Below are 21,626 nucleotides of genomic sequence, written 5' to 3'. Positions count from 1 at the left end.
GAGCATACAGCCCAGTACGAGAGTATGGCAACCTGCTGCACTGAGCGTACACTTCCTGGAAGGATCTCGTCGCCCCTCTGTCTGAGGCCAGGAGATCCATGATCTGCGTTGCAGAGCAGCCAACCGCATGTTCACGAACATCATCAGCGAGGTCATCATGGGTGATTGGGACGATTGGAGTGAACACGACGAGACGGTCAACCGATTCGTGGACAGCGATCCGGATCGGAGAAGTCTCATGTGCTATATCGACAGCGAGGACATCGACGAGAGCGACATCGAGGAGGAAGTGTGGAGTTGGCATCCCGGTCACCGCGTGCGGGGATGGCTCACGCGTATCCATACAGAGTTCCAGATTGGCTCTGACCTTTTCTTGGCGCGCCAGATCACGGTACCAGAAGCAGGTGAGGAAGATACGACGCTCGCTAACCATGGTGATCACCGAGTCATTGGACGGGTGATCTATCAGGTCGTCCAGCGCGAAGAAGATGCACGCTTCGAGGTGATCATCATGTCTCGCGCTGATATCGCGCGTTTGAACGCTGCATCCCGTCAGCTGAATGGTCAGGTTACCAGTATGAAAGAAGGCTATTTTGTTGGGATGATCGATGCGCTGGTGTCATTCATGCACGAGCATGCAGACATGCCCACATTTGTGTTCTCGCGGCAGATCTAGCGGCGAAAGATCGAGCATCCGACGCTGAGCTTTTGTAATAGGCCATTAGTTTTTTGCTACGCAACTTTTATAATAGCTGGTGCGTTGATATGGGCGTCGTTGTCCTCGTCGCGTACCTAATGTTCATCACCGCACTGATAGCTGTAACACACGAAATTCATGCTGTATTGTCGCTGAGGTCGGCTCGACCTTGAGAAAGTAGATTGCATGGCTGGTCCGCTCATTTCGTCGTCAGCCAACGCTGCACAACGCACTGCTATTACCACTACGGAAGGCCCCTTGCTGATTATTGCCGGTCCTGGTTCGGGCAAAACGTTCACGCTGGTCGAGCGCATCGTCTTTCTGATCACAGAGAAACAGATTGCGCCCGAACAGCTGATGGTGGTGACGTTTACCGACAAGGCCGCGCAGGAATTGACCACCCGTATCTCAAACCGACTCATGGAGATTGGGGTGCAACTCAACCTCAATGAGATGTACCTGGGCACATTCCACGCGATCTGTTTGCGCTGGCTGCAGGAGTTCCGCGAGTTGACGCGGTTGAAGCGCAGCTTTGTGATGATGGATCAGTTCGACCAGCAGTATTTTATTTACCAGCGGCTGAGTGCATATAACGATGTACCGGGCATCGAGTTGATCGCCGGTGATGCGCAAAAGGTGGGTCCATGGCACCGCACCGAGAGCTTGCTGCGATGGGTGAATGTGGTGAGCGAAGAAGCACTCGACCTGGACATCCTATACGCAGCGCCAGATCCAGAGATACGGGCACTGGGGGAGTGCGCTCGGCTGTACCGAGCGCAGCTGGAGGAAGCAAACGCGCTTGATTTTTCGACGATTCAGTTCGAGGCGCTGCAACTCTTGCGGCACTATCCCGAGGCGCGCGACGCCCTGCGCTCGCGGATTGCCTACTACATGGTGGATGAGTACCAGGACACAAACGCGATTCAAGAGCAGATTTTGCTCGAACTGGCCTCAGGTGAACGACCGAATCTGTGCGTGGTGGGCGACGACGATCAGGGTTTATACCGCTTTCGGGGCGCGACCATCCGCAACATTCTGCAGTTCAAGGACAAGTTCCCGGCGGGCGTGTGCCGGCAGGTTGCGCTCGAAGTCAACTACCGCTCACATCAGGACATCATCACGTTTTATAACAAATGGATGAGTGATCAGGATTGGAGCGCAGACGGCCAGGCGTTCCGATATGATAAGACGATCGTGCCACGGGAGGCTGCATTTCCAGCGGTGCCGGTTGTGATGAAGGTGCCCGCCTCGACGAGCGCTGCATGGGAGCGCGAGGTTTTGGCATTTCTGCACGCACTCCGTGATGGCGGAACGCTGTCTGACTGGAACCAAGTCGCATTTTTGTTCCGCTCCGTCAAGAATGACCAGGTGCGCTCGCTTGCAGCATACCTTGAGCGAAACGAGATACCGGTGTACTCCCCACGCGCGAATCAGTTCTTCGATCGGGAAGAAGTGCGGCTGATGATCGGGGCGCTGATCTTCTTGTTTCCTCAGTTTGCCCAGGTGCGGAAGTGGAAGTCCGACGCTGAGCTGCTGATCTGGAAGTACTACGATGAGGAATGTTTTCGGGCATTTGCGATCGAGTTGCGAAAACCGGAGCATGCGAACCTGCTGCAATGGGCGCGCCGGCGCGCGGATCAACATCGAACGCTGACGCAAAACGCCGATTATGCGTTCTCGGGGTTGTTCTACGAGCTGCTGCGCTTTCCCCTATTCAGTCGCTACCTGGATGATAGCTTGTTACAAAGGGGACTCCTCGATAGCCGGCCAATGCGGAATTTGGGCCTGTTTTCGCAGATGTTGAATAAGTTCGAGTATCTGCATCATATCAGCGTGTTGACCCCGGAATTCCTCGACAAAAACCTGCGTGATCTGTTCAATCAGTTTCTGCGGTTCCTCGAAGAGGGTGGCATTAACGAATACGAGGACGAGGCGGAGTATGCGCCGAGCGGTCACGTCTCGTTCTTGACGATCCACCAGGCCAAGGGGTTAGAGTTCCCGGTGGTGGTCGTTGGCTCACTGAATGCCGTGCCACGCAAGCAGCATACGGCGCTGGAAGAAAAGCTGGAACAAGGGTATTTGTCCCGACCAGCCTATGAGCCCCTGGCACAGACCAAGTTTTATGATTTTCGCCGGTTGTTTTACACCGCATTTTCACGTGCTCAGAACATGCTTGTACTGACCGCGCAGGAGAAGAAAGGTCAGGGTCGGACACCCTCGAAGTATTTTGATGCCTACTATGATGATCTGCCAGCGTGGCGTGACCCAGCGGTGGATGTGGCTGCTGTTCCTCTGGAACATGTCAAACGGACCAAGCTCAAGCGCGAGTATTCGTTTACGTCGCATCTGACCGTGTTCGAGAATTGTGCTGAGCAGTATCGCTTCTTTCAGGAGTTGGCGTTTGCTCCGGTGCGGAAGAGTCCGATCCTGTTCGGTACGTTGGTCCACCAGACGATTGAGGACATTCATAAGACCGTGCTGCGAGGTCGGGAACAACAGCTTTCTGTAGCCCAGATTGAAACATGGTTCGATACGAACTACGCGTTTTTGACCAAGCGCGAGCGCGTGTATCTATCGCCGATTGTGCGCGGGTTAGCTCTAGAACATGTGCTTCGCTATTACCGGCGCTACGAGGGTGACTGGTCACATTTGCGCGAGGCAGAGGTTGATGTTTCGCTGGTAAAGGACGCATACATTCTGACGGGTAAGGTCGATCTGGTCGTTGGCGAGAACAACACGGTTGAAGTGGTAGACTTCAAGTCCGAGCGCAAGCTGGATGTAAATGATCCGAAAGACCGCGACCGGCTCAACCAGTACCGACGCCAGCTTGAAGTGTATGCGCATATTATCGAGCAGCGGATGGGAATGTCGGTAAGTAAGACCCATCTCTACTATACTGGCGAGGAAGGCGGCAACCCATACATTACGTTCTTGAAGGACAACCGCTCGATCGAGCATACGATTGAGACGTTTGACGGGGTGGTGCAGCGGATTGAGGCTCAGGACTTTGCTATCGCCGAGCGGCCAATCAAGCGCTGTGCGTCGTGTGACATGCGACATTATTGTGATATGAAGGATTGGAAGTTCAGGAGCTGATGATGAGCAACCAACTACGACAACCAGGCGTGGGACAGCAGGACACAGAGCAACTCGACCGTGTAGAGGAATACAAATTTGAGCCTATTAAGGGCTATCCCATGCTCCACTGGCATGGAAAGCGACCCTTCACATCAACGCAGTACTATCCGGCACAGCACAAAGAAACGTATGGCCCGGAAGTACAAGGATGGCGCAATAAAATCTACTGGGGTGACAATTTACAGGTAATGAGTCATTTGCTGAAAGAGTTTCGTGGGAAGGTGAAGTTAGTATATATTGACCCTCCCTTTGATAGCAAAGCAGACTACAAGCTTATAGTTCGTGCTCGGGGGCAAACTGCGACTAATGATCAAAGTGCATTTGAAGAAAAGCAATACACAGATATTTGGACAAATGATGAGTATCTTCAGTTCATGTATCAAAGGATTATTTTACTCCGAGAGCTGTTAGCAGATGATGGTTCTGTGTATGTTCATTGCGATTGGCACAAATCACACTACCTACGTCTCATGCTTGACGAGATATTTGGATCGGATTATTTCCGAAACGAGATTATATGGAAGAGAAAAGGCGGAAGCTCTAATCCATCGAATCAGTTTGATATTGCAACTGACACTATACTTTTGTATGTCAAAAGTAAATCTGCGGAGTTTAACGCCGTGTATTCTCGGGATACTTTAGAAGCTAAAGAGTATATCGAGGAGAGATTTACGAACTACGATGACAATGGTAGAAGATATATGAAGTCTCCTATCGTGAGTCCTAATTATCGTGAAAATCTCATTTATGAATATAAAGGTTACTCACCCCCACCAAATGGATGGTCAATCTCAAAAGAACTAATGGAGAGATGGGACCGGGAAGGGAAATTGTATTTTCCTGAACGAGGTGAGAGAATTTATAGAAAAATCTATCTTGACGAATATCCTGGCCAGCCAGTCTCTAATCTATGGGCAGATATTTTTGTGATCAATCCAATGGCAAAAGAAAGAGTTGGATATCCGACACAAAAACCTGAGGCATTGTTGGCAAGAATAATAAAAATATCTTCCAAGCCTGGTGATATTGTCTTCGACTGTTTTATGGGTAGCGGCACGACGCAGGCTGTTGCCATGAAGCTGGGTCGCCGCTTCATCGGCGCAGATATTAATCTTGGGGCAGTCCAGATCACAACAAAACGACTTGTCACCGTGAGTAAAGTATTGAGTACCACTCAAACTATTCCCGCTGACAATCTTAGACTTAATTTTGACGAGAACGATGAGGGAGTGGTGCCTAGTGAGGCAACGACCTTGTACACCGGCTTTGATGTGTACAACGTTAACCACTATGATGTTTTCCGTAACCCGGTCGAAGCAAAAGATCTTTTATTGCAGGCACTTGAAGTGAATCGCTTGCAGGCTGGTAATATCTTCGATGGTGAGAAAGATGGGCGACTAGTGAAGGTGCTACCAGTCAATCGCATTGCGACACGACAGGACCTGAACGAACTTATTACCGGCTTTGACTACCGCGCGTTTGATCGACGGCGTGCTGAAAATCCGAACAAGCCGGTGGAAAAGGTTATGCTCGTGTGTATGGGGCATGAGCCTGGCTTGGCAGCACATCTCAAGCAGGAAGTTAGCCCATACGTCTTGGATGTGGAGGTCGTAGATATTCTGCGAGATAAGCAGGAAATCCAGTTCAAGCGCGACTCGCAAGCGCGAATCACCATCCAAGGTGGGTATCTGGTCATTGAGCGATTCTATCCCATGAACCTGCTCGCTAAATTAAGCGTACAAGCTGAAACTGTGGGTGACTGGCGTGAACTGGTTGAGTCAGTAATGATCGACTGGAACTACGATGGTGCCGTGCTGCAACCAGCGGTCGTGGATATTCCACCGGAGAATAGGATGGTAGCCGGGCGCTACGCCATTCCTGAAGATGCCGGCACAATTCGGGTGAAAATCACCGATTTGCTTTCTGAGTCGCTGGAGCAAGAGGTACGCTATGGCTAAGGGACCTCGAAGTACGTCACTCGACTTTGCGTTCTTCACTTATCTGCGTGACTTCTACCAGCAGAATCGCGGGCGCATCCGGCAGAACTATCGTGAGCTGACAAGAAAATACCTCGATCACAATGATCCAACGAATGCAAAGGCGTACCTACGCCAGCCACAGTTCGAGGCGCTAGAAATGTATGTGTTCCTCAAAGAGTTCTTGGATAACAAACCTGTGCACACCATTTTCAAGGAGTGGTCGGAGCGAACGGGGCGATTCGAAGAGCGCAGCCAGACAGCGATCGACTACGCCGGTCAGACAAGCTTCCTGGAGCAATTCACGACCGAAGACTATGAGGGTGTGTTCAAGCATATGCGCTCGTTTGCACGGTCATATCCGAACTACATCTTCGCGCTCACTATGGGGACAGGCAAAACAATCTTGATGGCGACGTGTATTTTCTACGAGTTTCTGCTCGCCAACAAGTTCCCCAAAGATGGGAAGTACTGCCATAACGCATTGGTATTTGCACCAGACAGGACGGTGCTTGAGGCACTGCGCGAGATTCAGACGTTCGATAAGGCGCTGGTCGTGCCGCCTGAATATGTGAACTGGTTGGATGCACATATCCGCTTCCACTTCCTAGATGAAGCAGGTATGACGCTTAATGTGCTCGACCGCTCGCGGTTCAACCTCATCATCTCGAACACGCAGAAGATTATTCTGAAAAAGCAGCACCAGGAAAAATCGCCGCTGGAAAAGCTGATGGGCAGCGGTAGGCCAACCTATGACAACGGCTCGGTGTATGAGGAATTTGCCGACCTGTACGATAGCGCGCCCGAGGATGAGCAGGAGCTTTCGACCAACCAACGATTTGAGAAGTTGCAGCGACTGGGGCAACTTGGAATTTATGTTGACGAAGCACACCACGCATTCGGGAGCGCATTAGCTCAGGATATGGGCCTTAAACAGTCGAAGACGAGCCTTCGGTTGACGATCGATGAATTGGCCAGGAAATTGCAGCAGGCGAAGACACATGTAGTAGCGTGCTACAACTTTACGGGTACCCCCTATGTAGAAGACCAGATTTTGCCGGAGGTGGTGTATGCTTATGGATTGCAAGAGGCGATCGATAAGGGCTTTTTGAAAAAGGTGCGGACGCACGGTTACACCAATCCGAAGACCGCAGAGTTCGTCAGTATCGCAATCGATCATTTTGTGCAGCATGTTGCGCTAGAGGAGCGGCACGAGGGCCTCTTGCCAAAGATAGCGTTTTTTGCGGCTACGATCGACGAGGTGGAAAAGGAGCTGCGGCCAGCCGTGGAAGCAGCGCTCGTGCGGCATGGCATTTCCACAGACAAGATCTTGGTGAACGTTGGTGATGCCAAGCTGACGTCGAACGAGGATATTCGCGAGTTCAACCGACTTGACACCCCCGGCTCGAACAAGCAGTTTATTTTGCTCGTGAACAAGGGGCGAGAGGGCTGGAACTGCCGATCCCTCTTTGCCGTAGCGCTGTACAGAAAACCGAAATCGCGGATTTTCGTGCTGCAAGCATCAATGCGCTGCTTGCGCTCAATCGGCGGTGTGCAGCACACGGGGCATGTGTATCTCAGCACTGAGAACATGAATATCCTCCAAGATGAGCTACAAGAGAACTTCCGCGTATCGATCGCCGACCTGGAGCAGAGCGGTCAGACGAGTGAAGTAGTACGCATGCGAGTGAAGCTGCCGATTGAGAAAGTGGTACTCAAACGCGTGCGGCATCTGTTCCAGATGCGTGAGAAGACACCAACACCGGGCTTTAGCCTGGAGCTAGAAAAAGCACCGAGGGACCAGTACCGACTGCTACACACCGAGTATGATGGACTCCTCGCGACGAGCCGTCCTATCAAGCATGAGGATATTTCATATCAGCGAGACCAGCGCGTATATAGTGAACTCATGCTGGTGGCTGAGGTTGCACGCTACCTGAACGTGCCGTGCTTGGAGGTTGAGGATCTGATTACGCAGTCAGCAGAAGGAGTCACTGGCGTGTTGGCTGCGGTGAACGAGTTTAACGAACTGCTGTACGATTGGATCATTCCACGGCTGTTTAAGGAACGGTTTCAGATCGATGCGTTCACGAACAAGGAAGAGTATCAAGTTGATCTCGTAAAAATGCCACCGGACGGCTTCTACGAAATGCGTGCCAAGCCGGAGATGGTGGTGCGGGAACCTGATGCTGGACACTACGCTGAGAAAAGCTTTCACTTGGATACGTACTGCTTTGACTCAAATCCAGAGCGGAGCCTATTCTGGAATTTGTTGCGGGATAGTCGGGTGGACAAGATCTACTTCACCGGCATGCTGACACATGGCCAGTCAGACTTCTATGTGCAATACATCGATCCAGACTCGCATGCTATTCGGAGCTATTATCCTGACTTTTTAGTGCGGGACTCGGATGGAAAGTTCATTATTGTTGAAGTGAAGGGTGATCACCAGATCGAAGCACCTACTGTGCTTGCGAAGCAGTATTTCGCCACACAGACAGCGCTCGCGAGTGGGATGACCTACCGAATCATCAAAGGAACTGATGCAACTGCTGGGCAGTATGACATTATCCTGAAGCAAGATGAGGAGGCGCTGCGGCAATATAATCTTCTGTCCTAGGAAGATTAATGATCTACCTTAATCTAGGAATTGGCCCTGCTCCAGGTTCCGCTGCTTAACAACAGGGCCAATTCTTTGGCGTAGGCTATCACTGCGAGATACACCATGAAACAAACCATTACGTCCACGAGATCGTTTCAACCGCCTGCTGGAGATCTTGCTTGGTACCCTGCACATAGATCGCTGTTGTATCGAGGGAGTCATGCCCCATAATCTGTGCGAGACGATGGAGCGGCACCGTCTTAGCCATCCGGTAGCCAAAACGATGCCGCAAATCATGCGGACTCAGGTCAACGACGTTTGCTAGCCGTGCATACTTTGCGACGATATAGCCGAGTGCACGTTCGGTCAGCGGTGCCAATTGCTTGGACCCATTAGGAAGCAGCTGGTGTTTGTTGGAAACAAAGAGCCATGCACCTCCAAGAGGAAGCGTCGGTAGATACTCATCAAGCACCGTACGCGCTGTCCCATTTAAGGGAACCTCACGATATTTGTTACGCTTGCCATAGATTGCAAGGTGTCCGCTTCGTTTGCCGAGGGTGACATTTGATCGCTGAAGGCTGCACAATTCTTCTGCGCGCAACCCGGTATGGAGTGCGAGGATCAGCAAGGCTTGGTCGCGGAGCGAGCCGTAATTCATCACCGCCGCCATCACTGCATTTTCCTCTTGATCCGTCACATGCCTCGGCGGTTGGCGTATAGACGGAATCAGTTTCACTACTTTCGCGGGGTCATGTGCAATGTTGCCGCGCTCACGCGCCCAAGCAAAATATCGCTTGAGGCTGATGAGATGTCGGTTGATCGTTGCGGGCTGGAGTCGACAAACCGTTTGCATGTAGCCCCGATACTGGGTAATAACCGAGGCCCCAATCTCCTGTGGGTTAAACGAACGTGTTGCTTCCTGTCCTTCCATCCAGCTTCCTTCACACCACGCAGCGAAGTGACGGAGATCACTCAGGTAATTGCGACATGTATCTGCGCTGAGATCCTGCTCGTCGTGCAGATACTGACGATACAGCTCGATCGCCTGTTGACCCGCAGATGAAATGGATGGGATGGCAGATCGTTTCATGGCTGCACTCCATGTATTGTGCAGGTATATTAGCAGACATTACAAAGACGGGTACGAAGCAGCATTAGCAGACATTATGACGCGAGGAAAAGGTCAAGAATGTCTGCTAATAGCATTTAGTAGACATTCTGCATCTGATGCCGCAGCCCCCAGCGCATCTCAGCAAACAACGACGATCCGCCTCATTCCCACACCGTGATGTTGTTCCTTGCACGTCCACCTGCGTCCACCTAATTTAAGGAGGTGCATCATGCCCACCCGCGAGGTGTTATTGCCGGCGCAACGTTCGCAGTTCACAGACATGCCTCCTGATATACCAGAGCGGGATCTCGTTCGATTCTACACCTTCTCGCCAGATGAGCTTGCGGTGATCCACCAACGTCGACGTGATCATAATCGTCTTGGATTTGCCGTGCAGTTGGCCTATCTCCGCTTTCCTGGTCGTCCACTGCGGGCCGGCGAAGAGATTCCCACGGCGATCCTGGCCTATATTGCCGCACAACTCCAGATTGATCCAACCGTCTTTGCCGCCTATGGTGAACGGGATACCACGCGTCGCGAACATCTCAGCGAGATTCAGCAGCACTTTGGGTTTCGTCCGTTCACTCGGTCGACCTATCGCGAGTTAGCAACCTGGCTCTTGCCGACAGCGCTGAGTACGGACCATGGCATGGCGCTCGTGATTGCTTTAGTTGAGGAAATGCGGCTGCGGAAGATTATTGCCCCAGCACTTTATCTGATTGAACGGGTTGCCTGGGAAACCCGCCGCCGCGCGCAGCGACAGATTTTTAAACGGTTGACGGCAGACCTCACCGCTGAGCAGTGTGCCCAGCTTGATGCGCTCCTGACCATCCCGCCAGATCGCGCATACACCCCCTTAGCCTGGTTACGACAACCGGTTGGGAAGCCGGTACCCGCGACGATTCTGAAGCTGATCGAGCGGCTCCAATTCATCCGCTCGATGGGGATTGACCACGATCGCGCGCGGCAACTCCACCAGAATCAAGTACTGAAGTTGGCACGTGAGGGAACGCGATACACGCCGCAATTTCTCCAACGCTTCGAGCCGACACGGCGCTACGCGACACTTGTCGCGTTTCTGATCGAGACGGCGGCCAGCCTGACGGATCATATCTTGGATATGCATGATCGGGTCATGACCCATTACCTGCGGAAGAGTGAGCACGTGCACGCGGAACACTTCCAGAAGAGCGGGAAGGCGATCAATGAAAAAGTGCGGTTGTACGCGGATATTGGGAAAGCACTCATTGCTGCCCGTGAGACGGCCCAAGATCCCTACGCTGCCATCCAGACGGTCGTGCCGTGGGAAACGTTTATTCTAACCGTCACCGAAGCGGAACAGCTGGCCCAGCCAGCCGACTTTGATTATCTTGACTATCTCGACGCGTATTACACCCAAATTCGTCGCTACGCGCCAGTGCTGCTGGAAACATTCGCCTTCAAGGGAACATCCAGCAGTCGGTCACTGTTGCAGGCCCTCGACGTGCTCAAGCAGATGAACGCGCAGGATCTCAAAAAAGTGCGACCTGGCGCGCCGATGGCATTCGTCAAACCCCGTTGGGAAAACCATGTCTTTACAACCAGTGGGATCGATCGACATTATTATGAACTCTGCGCGTTAAACGAACTCCGTAATGGCTTGCGATCGGGTGATATCTGGGTTGACGGGAGTCGCCAATTCAAGGCATTCGATGCGTATCTCATACCGAACCAAGATTGGCAGTACCTCAAGCAGATGGGCGATGTGCCCCTTGCGATCCCCACAGACGTGCATGTCTATCTTGAGGAACGTCGCCACGCGCTCCATGCCGAATTATCCAGGGTGGATGCCTTGCTGGCGCAGGACCAGCTCGCAGATGTCAAACTCCAGAACGGATCACTCTCGATCAAACCCTTGGAGAAAGCCGTACCAGCGGCAGTCGAAACGTTAATCACCCACGCCTATAGCCAGGTACCGTGGGTCAAAATTACGGACCTCCTGGTTGAAATCGATCGAATTACCCAGTTTAGCCGGCATTTTACGCATCTGCATACTGGAGTGGTGACCAAGGATAAGGGCGGTTTATTTGCCGCGATTTTGGCGGATGCAACGAATTTAGGGCTCAGTAAAATGGCGAACGCGTGCCCTGGCATGTCGTATCAGAGCCTGTCCTGGATCACGGATTGGTACGTGCGGGACGACACATATAGTAAGGCACTGGCGGAACTGGTCAATTTCCAGCATCGACTTCCCCTCGCTCGGTATTGGGGCGATGGCACGACATCATCCTCAGACGCGCAGCGTTTTCCCGTGGGTGGCCGCCGCGAATCCATGGCGCAAGTGAACGCGAAATACGGGCATGATTTAAGCATCATGTTCTACACGCACGTCTCCGATCAGTACGCGCCCTTTTACATCAAAGCGATTAGCGCGACAGCACATCAAGCGCCATATGTCTTGGATGGCCTGCTCTACCATGAAACCGATCTCCAGATCCAGGAGCACTACACGGATACCGGCGGCGTCACCGATCATCTCTTTGGCCTATGTCCCCCGTTAGGCTTTCGCTTTGCGCCACGCATTCGCGATCTGGGCGATCGGCGACTCTACACGATCGACGCGCCATCACTGTATCCGCGGTTAGCCCCCCTGATTGGCGGAACCATTCAGGCGCGACGGATCGAAGAACATTGGGATGATGTGTTGCGACTGATGACATCGATTCGACGTGGCACCGTCACCGCGTCGCTGATCATGCGGAAACTCGCAGCCTACCCACGCCAAAATGGACTTGCGCTGGCGCTACGGGAGATGGGACGTATTGAACGCACGCTGTATGCATTGGAGTGGTTTCAGAATGTGGAGTTGCGGCGACGGGTCACGATTGGCCTCAATAAAGGCGAAGCCAAAAATGCCCTCGCCCGCGCCGTGTTCTTTAACCGACGCGGGATCGTCCAGGATCGCTCGTACGAAGATCAACGCAACCGAGCGAGTGGCCTCAATCTGGTGCTCGCCGCCATTATCCTCTGGAATACCTTGGCCTTGGAAGAGGCGATCACCACGTTACAAACCCAAGGGAAGGCCATCGTGGAAGAACACTTGGAACATCTGGCCCCGTTGGGCTGGGAGAAGATTATTTTGACCGGCGAGTATCGCTGGAATCTCCGCCACACGGGAGTCCTACAGAAACAGGCCATGCAGCTGGGAACATCGTAAACAGGTAAAAAAATCCTTAGCGTACAGATAGAGGCAGCTGAATGGTCTTGCTTCCCCCTTAGCGTACAATTTTCCCAAAATGATATAGTCACCCCTTTAAGGCGATTGGAGATGCGCTTCTTTCTCCAGAACACGCCCCAGTGGAAATCTTGAGACTTACACGGGATGTCCTGACACGAGGGCTGATCGTACTTGCTGTACTCCTCGCCGTGCTCACCGGGCTACAAACGGTGTACTTTGCTGAGGGCAAAGCGTTCGGAACAGCATCGGATTATATTTCGCTCCTCATTTTAGGCAGCGGTATTCAAGGCATTTTAGTCGGTCTGCCCCTTATTGGGCAGCTTCTCAAGCGTGAGTAACGCAGGTTATACGTGTCCTGTCCAGGTGTGCGTCATGACCACCTGCTCAGTGACAAGCAACCATTGATGATGCGTTCGCAACGTAGAGGTATCCATGACGATAGATCCGGTGATTCTCCACCCACCCACACCAGCCGCGCTCCGCGACGAGCTGGAGCAGCTCGTGCTCGCCGACCTGCTTGGACCCGTCGGCGGCGAAGAGGAAGAGCTAACCGACCGCCAGGTGCGCGACCGCTACCTCGTCGGCATGCTCGCGCCGCGTCGCCAGCAACTCGTCCAGGAGACGCTCGACAGCCTTCAGGTCACGGGCGAGGACGCGCCCGATGATGGGCCGGTCGATGCGGGCGTCAGCCAGGCGTCGAGCATGTTTCCCTCCTCGTTTGGCCTGACCTGCACCGTCGACGGCGCGGCGACGGCGGTGCGGATCGCCGCCCACTGGGGCCGCTACCAGCGCGCGCGAAGCGCGACGCTGACCACGGCCACGACCGAGCAGCCGCAGATGATCTGGAAGCGCCAGCCGATGGGCGGCGAGATCCCGCCCTTCGCCCTCGCCGACGGCGCTGCGGCAAGCTGGAGTCCCGATCCCGACCAGCCGGAGGTGCGCGTGCGCGCGGCGGCGCGGCGCATGGGCGATTGCTGGAGCGTGACGGTCTTTCTGATCAACGAGCAGGACGAGCCGGAGCGCAGCCGGGATACCGCCTGGATCTTCCAGCCGGAGCTGCGCGTCGCCGCGCCGGATGGCGCGCCGATCTTCCGCCGACGTGCCGATCTGCGCCGCCCGCCCGCCGCGGATGCCGTCGCCGCCGCCGAAGACCAGGCGATGGCGATGCTCTACCGCCACGAGGTCGAGTTTGCCGTCGGTCACGGCGTGGCCGTCCATGCCCAGCTCTGGCCTGCCGATCCCACCTGCGCCACCGCGATCGTGACGCGCGTCGTGCCCAGCTACGAGGTCGGCCCCACCATCAGCCCGACGGCGGACGAGATTCCGGAGATCGCCCGCGTCGAGCTGGACATGCGCGCGCTCGCCGAGCTGCCGCGTGGTGGCTTCTCTGCCGCGCTTGAGCCGCTGATCGCCGCGTATACGCGCTGGATCGCCCGGCAGCGGACACGCATCGGCGACCCTGCGGAGGGCCTGGCCGAGTACGCGCCTGTCGCCGAGGAGGTGCTCGACCGCTGCATGCTGGCCCGCGACCGGATTGCGGCGGGGATCGCGCTGCTGGATGCCGACGAGCAGGCGGCGGAGGCGTTTCGCTTCATGAACCGCGCCATGTGGCAGCAGCGCGTCCATACGCGCTGGGCCGAGGAGCGCAGGCGGGGGCGCGCCGCCACGATTGAGGAGCTTGACGTGCCGACGCAGCGCTCGTGGCGGCTCTTCCAGCTGGCCTTTATCCTGATCAATCTCCCGGCGCTGACCGATCTGCGCCATCCCGACCGCACCGGCGACGGCGACGCGCTGGCCGATCTGCTCTGGTTTCCCACCGGCGGCGGCAAGACCGAGGCGTATCTCGGCCTGACGGCCTACACGCTGGGCATCCGGCGCTTGCAGGGCGTGGTCGCCGGTCGCTCCGGCCTGGAGGGCGTCGCGGTGCTGATGCGCTACACGCTGCGCCTGCTGACGCTCCAGCAGTTCCAGCGGGCCACCGCGCTGATCTGCGCCTGCGAGACGATCCGGCGCGCTGCCGTTGCCCAGGGCGATCACCGCTGGGGCACCACACCCTTCCGCATCGGGCTGTGGGTCGGCGAGCGCACCACGCCCAATACCACTGAGCGCAGCGCCGAGGCGCTCAAGCGCGACGGCGGCCAGCCCAGCGCCTTCGGCGGCAGCGGCTCGCCCCATCAGCTCACCCACTGCCCCTGGTGCGGCACCGCGATCGACCCCGGCAAGCATGTCGTGGTCAACAAGACGGCTGGCCGCACGCTGCTCTACTGTGGCGACAAGCTCGGCGACTGCCCCTTCAGCCAGCGGCAGGCTCCCGGCGAGGGGTTGCCGGTGCTGGTCGTCGATGAAGAGATCTACCGCCGCCTGCCCGCGCTGCTGATCGCCACCGTCGATAAGTTCGCGCAGATGCCCTGGAAAGGGCCGGTCCAGATGCTCTTCGGCCAGGTCGACGGCTATTGCGAGCGGCACGGCTTTCGCTCGCCGGAGATCGCGGACGCCGATCGCCACCCGGCCAAGGATGGGCTGCCCGCCGCGCAGACCCGACCGCACGGCCCGCTGCGTCCGCCGGACCTGATCATTCAGGACGAGCTGCACCTGATCAGCGGCCCACTCGGCACGCTGGTCGGGCTGTACGAAACCGGCGTCGATCACCTGTCGTCCTGGGAGGTCGGCGGCATGCGCGTGCGGCCTAAGGTGATCGCCTCGACCGCGACGATCCGGCGGGCGGCGGACCAGATGCAGGCGCTCTTCCTGCACACGGTCGCGGTCTTCCCGCCGCAGGGCCTGGATGCCGGCGACAACTTCTTTGCGACGCAGCGCGCGCCCGGCCCGGACACGCCCGGGCGGAAATACATCGGGATCTGCGCGTCGGGCAAGCGGCTCAAGGCCGTGCTGATCCGCGTGTATGTCGCCTATCTCGCGGCCAGCCAGCGGCTCTACGAGCGCTACGGCAGAGCGGCGGACCCGTACATGACGCTGGTCGGCTACTTCAACGCCATGCGCGAGCTGGGCGGCATGCGGCGGCTGGTCGAAGACGACGTGCGCTCGCGGCTCGCCAAGACCGACCAGCGCGGCCTCGCCAAGCGCAGCGGGCTGCTGCTCGAAGAGCTGACCTCGCGCAAAGGCTCGACCGATATTCCCCGCGTGCTGAATCTGCTGGAGACGCCCTTCGATCCGGCGATCGAGGCGCAGCGGACGCAGGCACGCAAGGCGGGGCGCGCCGTCGATCTGCCGCGACCGCTGGATGTGCTGCTGGCGACCAATATGATCGCCGTCGGCGTCGACGTGAGCCGCCTGGGCCTGATGGTCGTGGCCGGGCAGCCCAAGACCACGGCGGAGTACATCCAGGCCACCAGCCGCGTCGGACGCGCGACGCCGGGCCTGGTCTGCACGGTGTATAACTGGACCCGCCCGCGCGACCTCAGCCACTACGAGCGCTTCGAGCACTACCACGCCACCTTCTACCAGCACGTCGAGGCGCTCTCGGTCACGCCCTTCGCGGCCCGCGCGATCGATCGCGGCCTCTCGGCGCTGCTGGTGGCGTATGTCCGGCTGCTCGGCATGGAGTTCAACGCCAATAACCGCGCCGGACGCATCGAGCGCAGCCACCCGTATATCACGACGGCGATGACGGCGATTGCCCGGCGCGCCGCGCTGGTGACGACCCGGCAGACGACCGCCGCGCTCATCGAGCAGGCGCTCAAGCAGCGCGTGGATGCGTGGGAGCAGGAGGCCCAGCGCAGTGCCGGCGGTCGCACGCTGGGCTATCGCAGCCAGCGCGACGGCCTGACCGTCGGGCTGCTCCACCGCCCGGAAGAAGGCCCCTGGCAGACCTTCACCTGCCTCAACTCGCTGCGCGAGGTCGAGCCGACGGTCGATCTGATCCTCGACGAGCGCGGCCTGAGCAGCGAGGAGGAGCCGCCCTTTGTCGCCGCGCTGGTGCCCGATCCCAGCGCCGAGCAGCCGCAGCCGTCGCAGTAGAGAGGACGCGAGATGACCATATTCGAGAAATATTCCGTCGGCGAGGTGCGACCCAGCCAGCTGCTGCATACCTTTGGCGTCGGCGCGGTGATCGACCTGCCCCACCTGTCGGTGATGATCATGGGCCTGGACGACTGGGATACCCGGCGCGCGCAAGAGATTGGCGAGGATCGCCTGCTGACGGCGGTGCAGCGCGAGCTGGGCCAGCAGGTGGAGCGGCTGCTCGGACCGCCGCGCGACACCACGCCGCCGACGGCCAATCCCTTCGCGCAGCCGCCGCAGGTCGGCGTACCCGTCGCGACCTTTCCGCGCTGGCTGCTGTGCCCCTACTGCCGCCTGCTGGCACCGCTCGACTCCGGCCTCGTTCAGCTCAAGACCGATCTGGCCCGCCCGGAGCGCACGCGCTACATCCACAGCAATTGCGCCCGGCCCGGCGCGCCGCCCGCGGTCCTGCCCGCGCGCTTTCTGGTCGCCTGCGAGCACGGCCACCTGGACGACTTTCCCTGGCGCTTCTTCGTCCACCGGGGCGCGCAGGCGTGCAACGGCCCGCTGCGCCTGAAGGAGCTGGGGGCCTCCGGCGAGGCGGCGGAGATCGACGTGGAGTGCGCCGGCTGCGGCGCTCGCCGACGCATGTCGGATGCCTTCGGCGAGGAGGCACAGCAGAATCTACCCGCCTGCCGGGGCCGCCGCCCGCATCTGCGCGATTTCGCCGAGACCGGCTGCGCGCAGCCGCTCAAGACGATCCTGCTGGGCGCGTCCAATAGCTGGTTCGGCATCACGCTCACGGCGCTCTCGGTGCCCGTGGCGGTCGATCGGCTCGGCCAGCTCGTCGAGGCGCACTGGCATGTGCTGGATAAGCTGGTCAATCAGCAGAACGTCGAGCTGCTGATGCAGCTCGGCAACCTGCCGCAGCTCATCGACTACGGCGCGGGTGACGTGTGGGCGGCGATCGAGCGGAAGCGCAGCGGAGCGGGCCCAGCGTCCGAGCCGCGCGCGCTCAAAGCGCCGGAGTGGCAGGTGCTGACCGCGCCGCAGGCCGCGCCCAGCCTGCCCCACTTTCAGGTCGTCGAGGTGCCGCCGCCGTCGGCGTATGCCGGCGTGATCGAGCGGGTGGTGCTGGTCGAGCGGCTGCGCGAGGTCAGCGCGCTGCTCGGCTTTACGCGCATCGCCTCGCCGGGCGACTTCGAGGAGGCGCTGGAGCTGCCGGAGCAGACGCGGGCGCCGCTCGCCCGCAAAGCGCCGACCTGGGTGCCGGCGACCGAAGTGCATGGCGAGGGTCTGTTTCTTCAGTTCCGGGAGGACGCGATCATGGAGTGGCTGCGCGCGCGGCCAGCGCTGGCCGAGCGCGACCGGGCCTTTGCCCAGGCGCACCGGCAGTGGCGGCGGCGCCGCCGCCTGGACCCGACGGTGCCGTATCCGGGCCTGCGCTATGTGCTGCTGCACTCGCTGAGCCACGCGCTGATACGCCAGCTGGCGCTCGAATGCGGCTACACGCTGGCGAGCATCCGCGAGCGGATCTATGCCCTGCCGCCGACCGCCGAGGACGGCCCGATGGCCGGCCTGCTGCTCTACACCGCCGCGCCGGACAGCGAGGGCACGCTCGGCGGGCTGGTCAGCCTGGGATCGCCCGGCGAGCTGGGCCGCCATCTCGACGCCGCGCTGAGCGCGATGCGGCTGTGTACCTCCGACCCGCTCTGCGCGGAGCATACGCCGCTGCTGGACGCGCAGGTGGTCCAGGGCGCGGCCTGCCACGCCTGTCTGCACGCGCCCGAAACCTCGTGCGAGCGCGGCAATAAATTTCTGGACCGGACGCTGCTGGTGCCGACGCTCGACACCGGCGCGCTGGCGTTCTTTCCGGGGATCGCATGAGCGCGCCGCCGCCGGCCCTGCTCGCCGCGCTGACGACCCTGGCGCTCGAGCTGCCCGCGCCGGTGATCGGCCAGGTCGCCGCCGCGCTGCGGACGGTCCCGCCGGGCGCGTGGAGCACGCTGCTGGCCCGCGCGCAGCAGGCCGCCGGCACGCCGCACGCCCGGAACACCCTGGCCGGGCTGATCGCGACCTGGCAGCAGGCGGCACCCGCGGTCACGCCGGAGAGCCTGGCGCTGGCGCTGGAGTCCGCCGCGGCGACCGCCGCCCAGGTGCAGGCCCAGCAGCAGGTCGAGCTGGTCTGGACCGGCCCGGCCAGCCCGATCCCGCTCCGCCGCACGGCCCAGGCGCTCCAGCAGGTGATCGACGCGGCGCGGCACGAGCTGATCATCGTGGCCTTCGCGGTCTACGACGTGCCGGAGATCGGGCTGGCGCTGGCGCGGGCGGCAAACCGGGGCGCGCGCCTCTGGCTGATCGTCGAGTCGCCCCAGGCGAGCGCCGGGAAGATCGCCTACGACGGGCTGGCCGCGCTGGGCGCGCAGGTGGTCGACCGCGCGACGGTGCTGCGCTGGCCGCGCGACCGGCGACCGCAGGACGCGAGCGGCAAGACCGGCGCGCTCCACGCCAAGTGCGCCGTCGCGGATGGCACGCTGGCCTACGTGTCGAGCGCCAACCTCACACACTACGCGCTGAATCTCAACATGGAGCTGGGGGTGCTGGTGCGCGGCGGCCCCGTGCCGCAACAGGTGGCCGCGCACTGGCGGCACCTGGTGCAATCCCAGGTGCTCGAACCGCTCGCGCGTGACTGAGGCTCAGGTGGTGCGCGAGCGGTGTTCTTGATACGCCTGCTCCGCGTCCGCCGCCGCCTGGGCATGCCAGTCGATCGGGGCAACGTCGTCCAGGAACCGCTGGACCGGGGGCGGGAGATCGTTGGGGCTGATCTCCGGGTGGACCTGCTGCTCCAGTATCGCGCGCAGGAAGCTCCGGCGGATACCGAGCCCCGCCGCCAGGAGATCGAGCCGCCCCAGCATGGTCGGCTGCCACTGCCGCGCGAGATACCGCAGGGCGGCCAGGTCCACCGGCGTCACGGCACCGGGAGCGGGCGTCTGCTCCGCCAGGCCCCGCCACTGCTGCACGGTCTCCTCCCAGTGCGCCAGCCATGTCGGGCGCGGCTCAATGATCCGAATCGCATCGGCGAGCTTGGTCGCCGATGGGTCGGCGGCATCGAGATCGCACTGGACCTCCACCAACTGGCTCACGCGCGCCAGGCCCAGCACCGTCAGGAGCGTCGTAAGCGTCTGCCGCCCGACCCCGGTCTGCCCACCGGCGGCCAGCTGCAGCACGGCCTCCCGATGCCAATCGGTCGCCGCGCGCACGCCCGGCACGTGCAGCGCGACCTCGCCGGGCATGAAGTTCAGCACGCGAATCGCGCCGCTGCCGGCAGGCGGGAACTGCTCCGGCATCGTCGCGCGGCCGATCACGACGGGGGCCGGCGCGCGTCCGTCCTGCTCAACGCCGAGCAGCGAGTCGATCGGACAGCCGAAAAACCAGCACAGGCGGGCCAGCATCTCGAAGCGAACCTTGGCGGCGCTGTCGTCCAGGTACGCCTCGATCGTCGCCTGATGCGCCTGCACGCCTGTGCGCACCTGCATCGGCGTCACGGGCCGCCGCGTCCGCACCCGGCCCCACTGCGCCTGCGCCGCGGCGATCAGCTCCGGCAGGCGTACGCGCACGCGGAGGTGGCCTCCTGATTCGGTCATGCAAAGCTCCTCACTGATCCCACCAGCCGATGGCGGCGACCCAATACCCAGGTTCGAGATACGACACCCCGATCTCGTCGGTCCCACCCGCGAAGGGGCACCACCGCAGCAGCCGCTCGTCCGCGGACACGGCGGTCCAGGCGCGCAGCGCCTCGGCTGGCGTGCCCGGATCGAAGCGGATCAGCTCAACCGGCCCGTGCCGGTTGTTCGTGCCCTCGTAGCCAAACTGCTGGTCATAGCCCATCGGCGCGTGCGCCAGCACGCCGGTCTCGACCATTGTCTGATTCCAGGCGTGGGTGCCCGCCATCAGCATCGGTTCCTCACGGGCCACCGGGCAGCCCTGCTCCGCGCGATAGGTGTTGATCAGCCGGATCAGCTCCGCCTGGTACGCAGCGGCATCGACGGGCGTGGCCGTCGGCGTGGGGGGAGCCGACGGCATCGGCGTCGGGGTGAGTATGGGGGGAGGCGGCGTGGGTGGTGCGGTGGTGAGCGTCGCGGGTGCGGTTGGCGTTGCCGTCGGCGTTGGCGTTTCGGGTGCGGCGGTTGGGGTCGGCGTCGCCGTCGCGGTCGGCGACGCCGTGGGAGTCGCCGTCGGCGCGTCCCACCAGCCGATGGCACCTACCCAATATCCAGGTTCGAGATACGACACGCCGATCTCATAGGTCCCGCCGGTCAGCGGGCACCAGCGCAGCAGCCGCTCGTGCGGCGCATGGTCGATCCATGCCTGCACCGCATCCGCCGGGCTGGCCCCGCCGACCTGGATCACCTCGACCGGCCCCTGGCGCTGGTTCGTGCTGTCGTAGCCGAACTGCCCGTAGTAGCCCATCGGCGAATGCGCGATGACGGTCGTCTCGACGATCGTCTGATTCCAGGTGTGGGTGCCGGTCATGAGCATCGGCTGCTCGATCGCCGCCGGGCAGCCCTTGTCCATGCGATAGGTGGTGATCAGGCGGATCACCTCGGCCTGATAGGCGGCGCGATCCACCGGCGTTGGGGTCGGAAGCGCGGGCAGGGTCGGCGTCGGCGTCGCCACGTTCACGCCCGTCCCCGCCACGATCAGCGGGACGTAGACGACGGCCACGGCGGGTGTCTGGTTCGGCACAGCTGCGGCTCCGGCTGCGACCGCTGCGGTCCCGCACGCGAGCAGCCCGATACGAACGGCGGTACGGACGGCCCGTAGGGTGTGGTGGAATACATGCATGGTCGTCCCTTGGTTGTGGATGGTTATATACCAGTCTGGCTTGCGATTGTCAACACGGGGTCCGCGCCGCCGGTCAGGCA

At 59.8% G+C, this 21,626-nt stretch carries 11 protein-coding genes; 8 read left to right on the top strand and 3 right to left on the bottom strand.

What is annotated here, in order from left to right; all coding sequences use genetic code 11:
* Positions 1-127: 127 nt before the first annotated feature.
* The 4 genes from VFZ66_17300 (at position 128) to VFZ66_17285 (ending at position 8,431) form a co-directional block, all read left to right on the top strand.
* Entirely contained in the window at positions 128-676 is a 549-nt protein-coding gene (locus VFZ66_17300; GenBank protein ID HEX6290945.1) for a hypothetical protein, read from the top strand.
* A gap of 207 nt (positions 677-883) precedes the next feature.
* Entirely contained in the window at positions 884-3,793 is a 2,910-nt protein-coding gene (locus VFZ66_17295; protein ID HEX6290944.1) for an ATP-dependent DNA helicase, read from the top strand.
* 2 nt (positions 3,794-3,795) lie between these two features.
* Positions 3,796-5,793, top strand: coding sequence for a site-specific DNA-methyltransferase (locus tag VFZ66_17290; protein ID HEX6290943.1), 1,998 nt, complete (start codon positions 3,796-3,798; stop codon positions 5,791-5,793).
* Positions 5,786-8,431: a hypothetical protein gene (locus VFZ66_17285; GenBank protein ID HEX6290942.1), complete on the top strand. Its 2,646-nt coding sequence runs from the start codon at positions 5,786-5,788 to the stop codon at positions 8,429-8,431. Before VFZ66_17290 ends, VFZ66_17285 begins: the two co-directional genes overlap by 8 nt.
* Before the next feature lie 118 nt (positions 8,432-8,549).
* Here the strand turns inward: VFZ66_17285 and VFZ66_17280 are convergent, their stop codons facing one another.
* Positions 8,550-9,503, bottom strand: coding sequence for a tyrosine-type recombinase/integrase (locus VFZ66_17280; protein ID HEX6290941.1), 954 nt, complete (start codon positions 9,501-9,503; stop codon positions 8,550-8,552).
* A 250-nt stretch (positions 9,504-9,753) separates the two neighbouring features.
* On the opposite strand from VFZ66_17280, the gene VFZ66_17275 reads away from it, so the two are divergent.
* The 4 genes from VFZ66_17275 (at position 9,754) to drmC (ending at position 19,394) form a co-directional block, all read left to right on the top strand.
* Entirely contained in the window at positions 9,754-12,720 is a 2,967-nt protein-coding gene (locus tag VFZ66_17275) for a Tn3 family transposase (protein ID HEX6290940.1), read from the top strand.
* Positions 12,721-13,173: 453 nt separating this feature from the next.
* Positions 13,174-16,719, top strand: coding sequence for a DISARM system helicase DrmA (gene drmA / locus VFZ66_17270; GenBank protein ID HEX6290939.1), 3,546 nt, complete (start codon positions 13,174-13,176; stop codon positions 16,717-16,719).
* A 12-nt stretch (positions 16,720-16,731) separates the two neighbouring features.
* Positions 16,732-18,588, top strand: a complete 1,857-nt coding sequence (locus VFZ66_17265; protein ID HEX6290938.1) for a DUF1998 domain-containing protein — start codon at positions 16,732-16,734, stop codon at positions 18,586-18,588.
* A complete protein-coding gene (gene drmC, locus VFZ66_17260) occupies positions 18,585-19,394 on the top strand; it encodes a DISARM system phospholipase D-like protein DrmC (protein HEX6290937.1) in 810 nt (269 codons plus the stop codon). Before VFZ66_17265 ends, drmC begins: the two co-directional genes overlap by 4 nt.
* A 3-nt stretch (positions 19,395-19,397) precedes the next feature.
* Here the strand turns inward: drmC and VFZ66_17255 are convergent, their stop codons facing one another.
* Positions 19,398-20,345, bottom strand: coding sequence for a helix-turn-helix transcriptional regulator (locus tag VFZ66_17255; protein ID HEX6290936.1), 948 nt, complete (start codon positions 20,343-20,345; stop codon positions 19,398-19,400).
* A 10-nt stretch (positions 20,346-20,355) separates the two neighbouring features.
* Entirely contained in the window at positions 20,356-21,447 is a 1,092-nt protein-coding gene (locus tag VFZ66_17250) for a hypothetical protein (protein ID HEX6290935.1), read from the bottom strand.
* Positions 21,448-21,626: the final 179 nt, after the last annotated feature.

Source organism: Herpetosiphonaceae bacterium (genome assembly GCA_036374795.1).
Lineage (GTDB): Bacteria > Chloroflexota > Chloroflexia > Chloroflexales > Kallotenuaceae > LB3-1.
The sequence above is the reverse complement of the archived record's forward strand: the minus strand, read 5'-3'. Positions and strand labels throughout refer to the sequence as shown.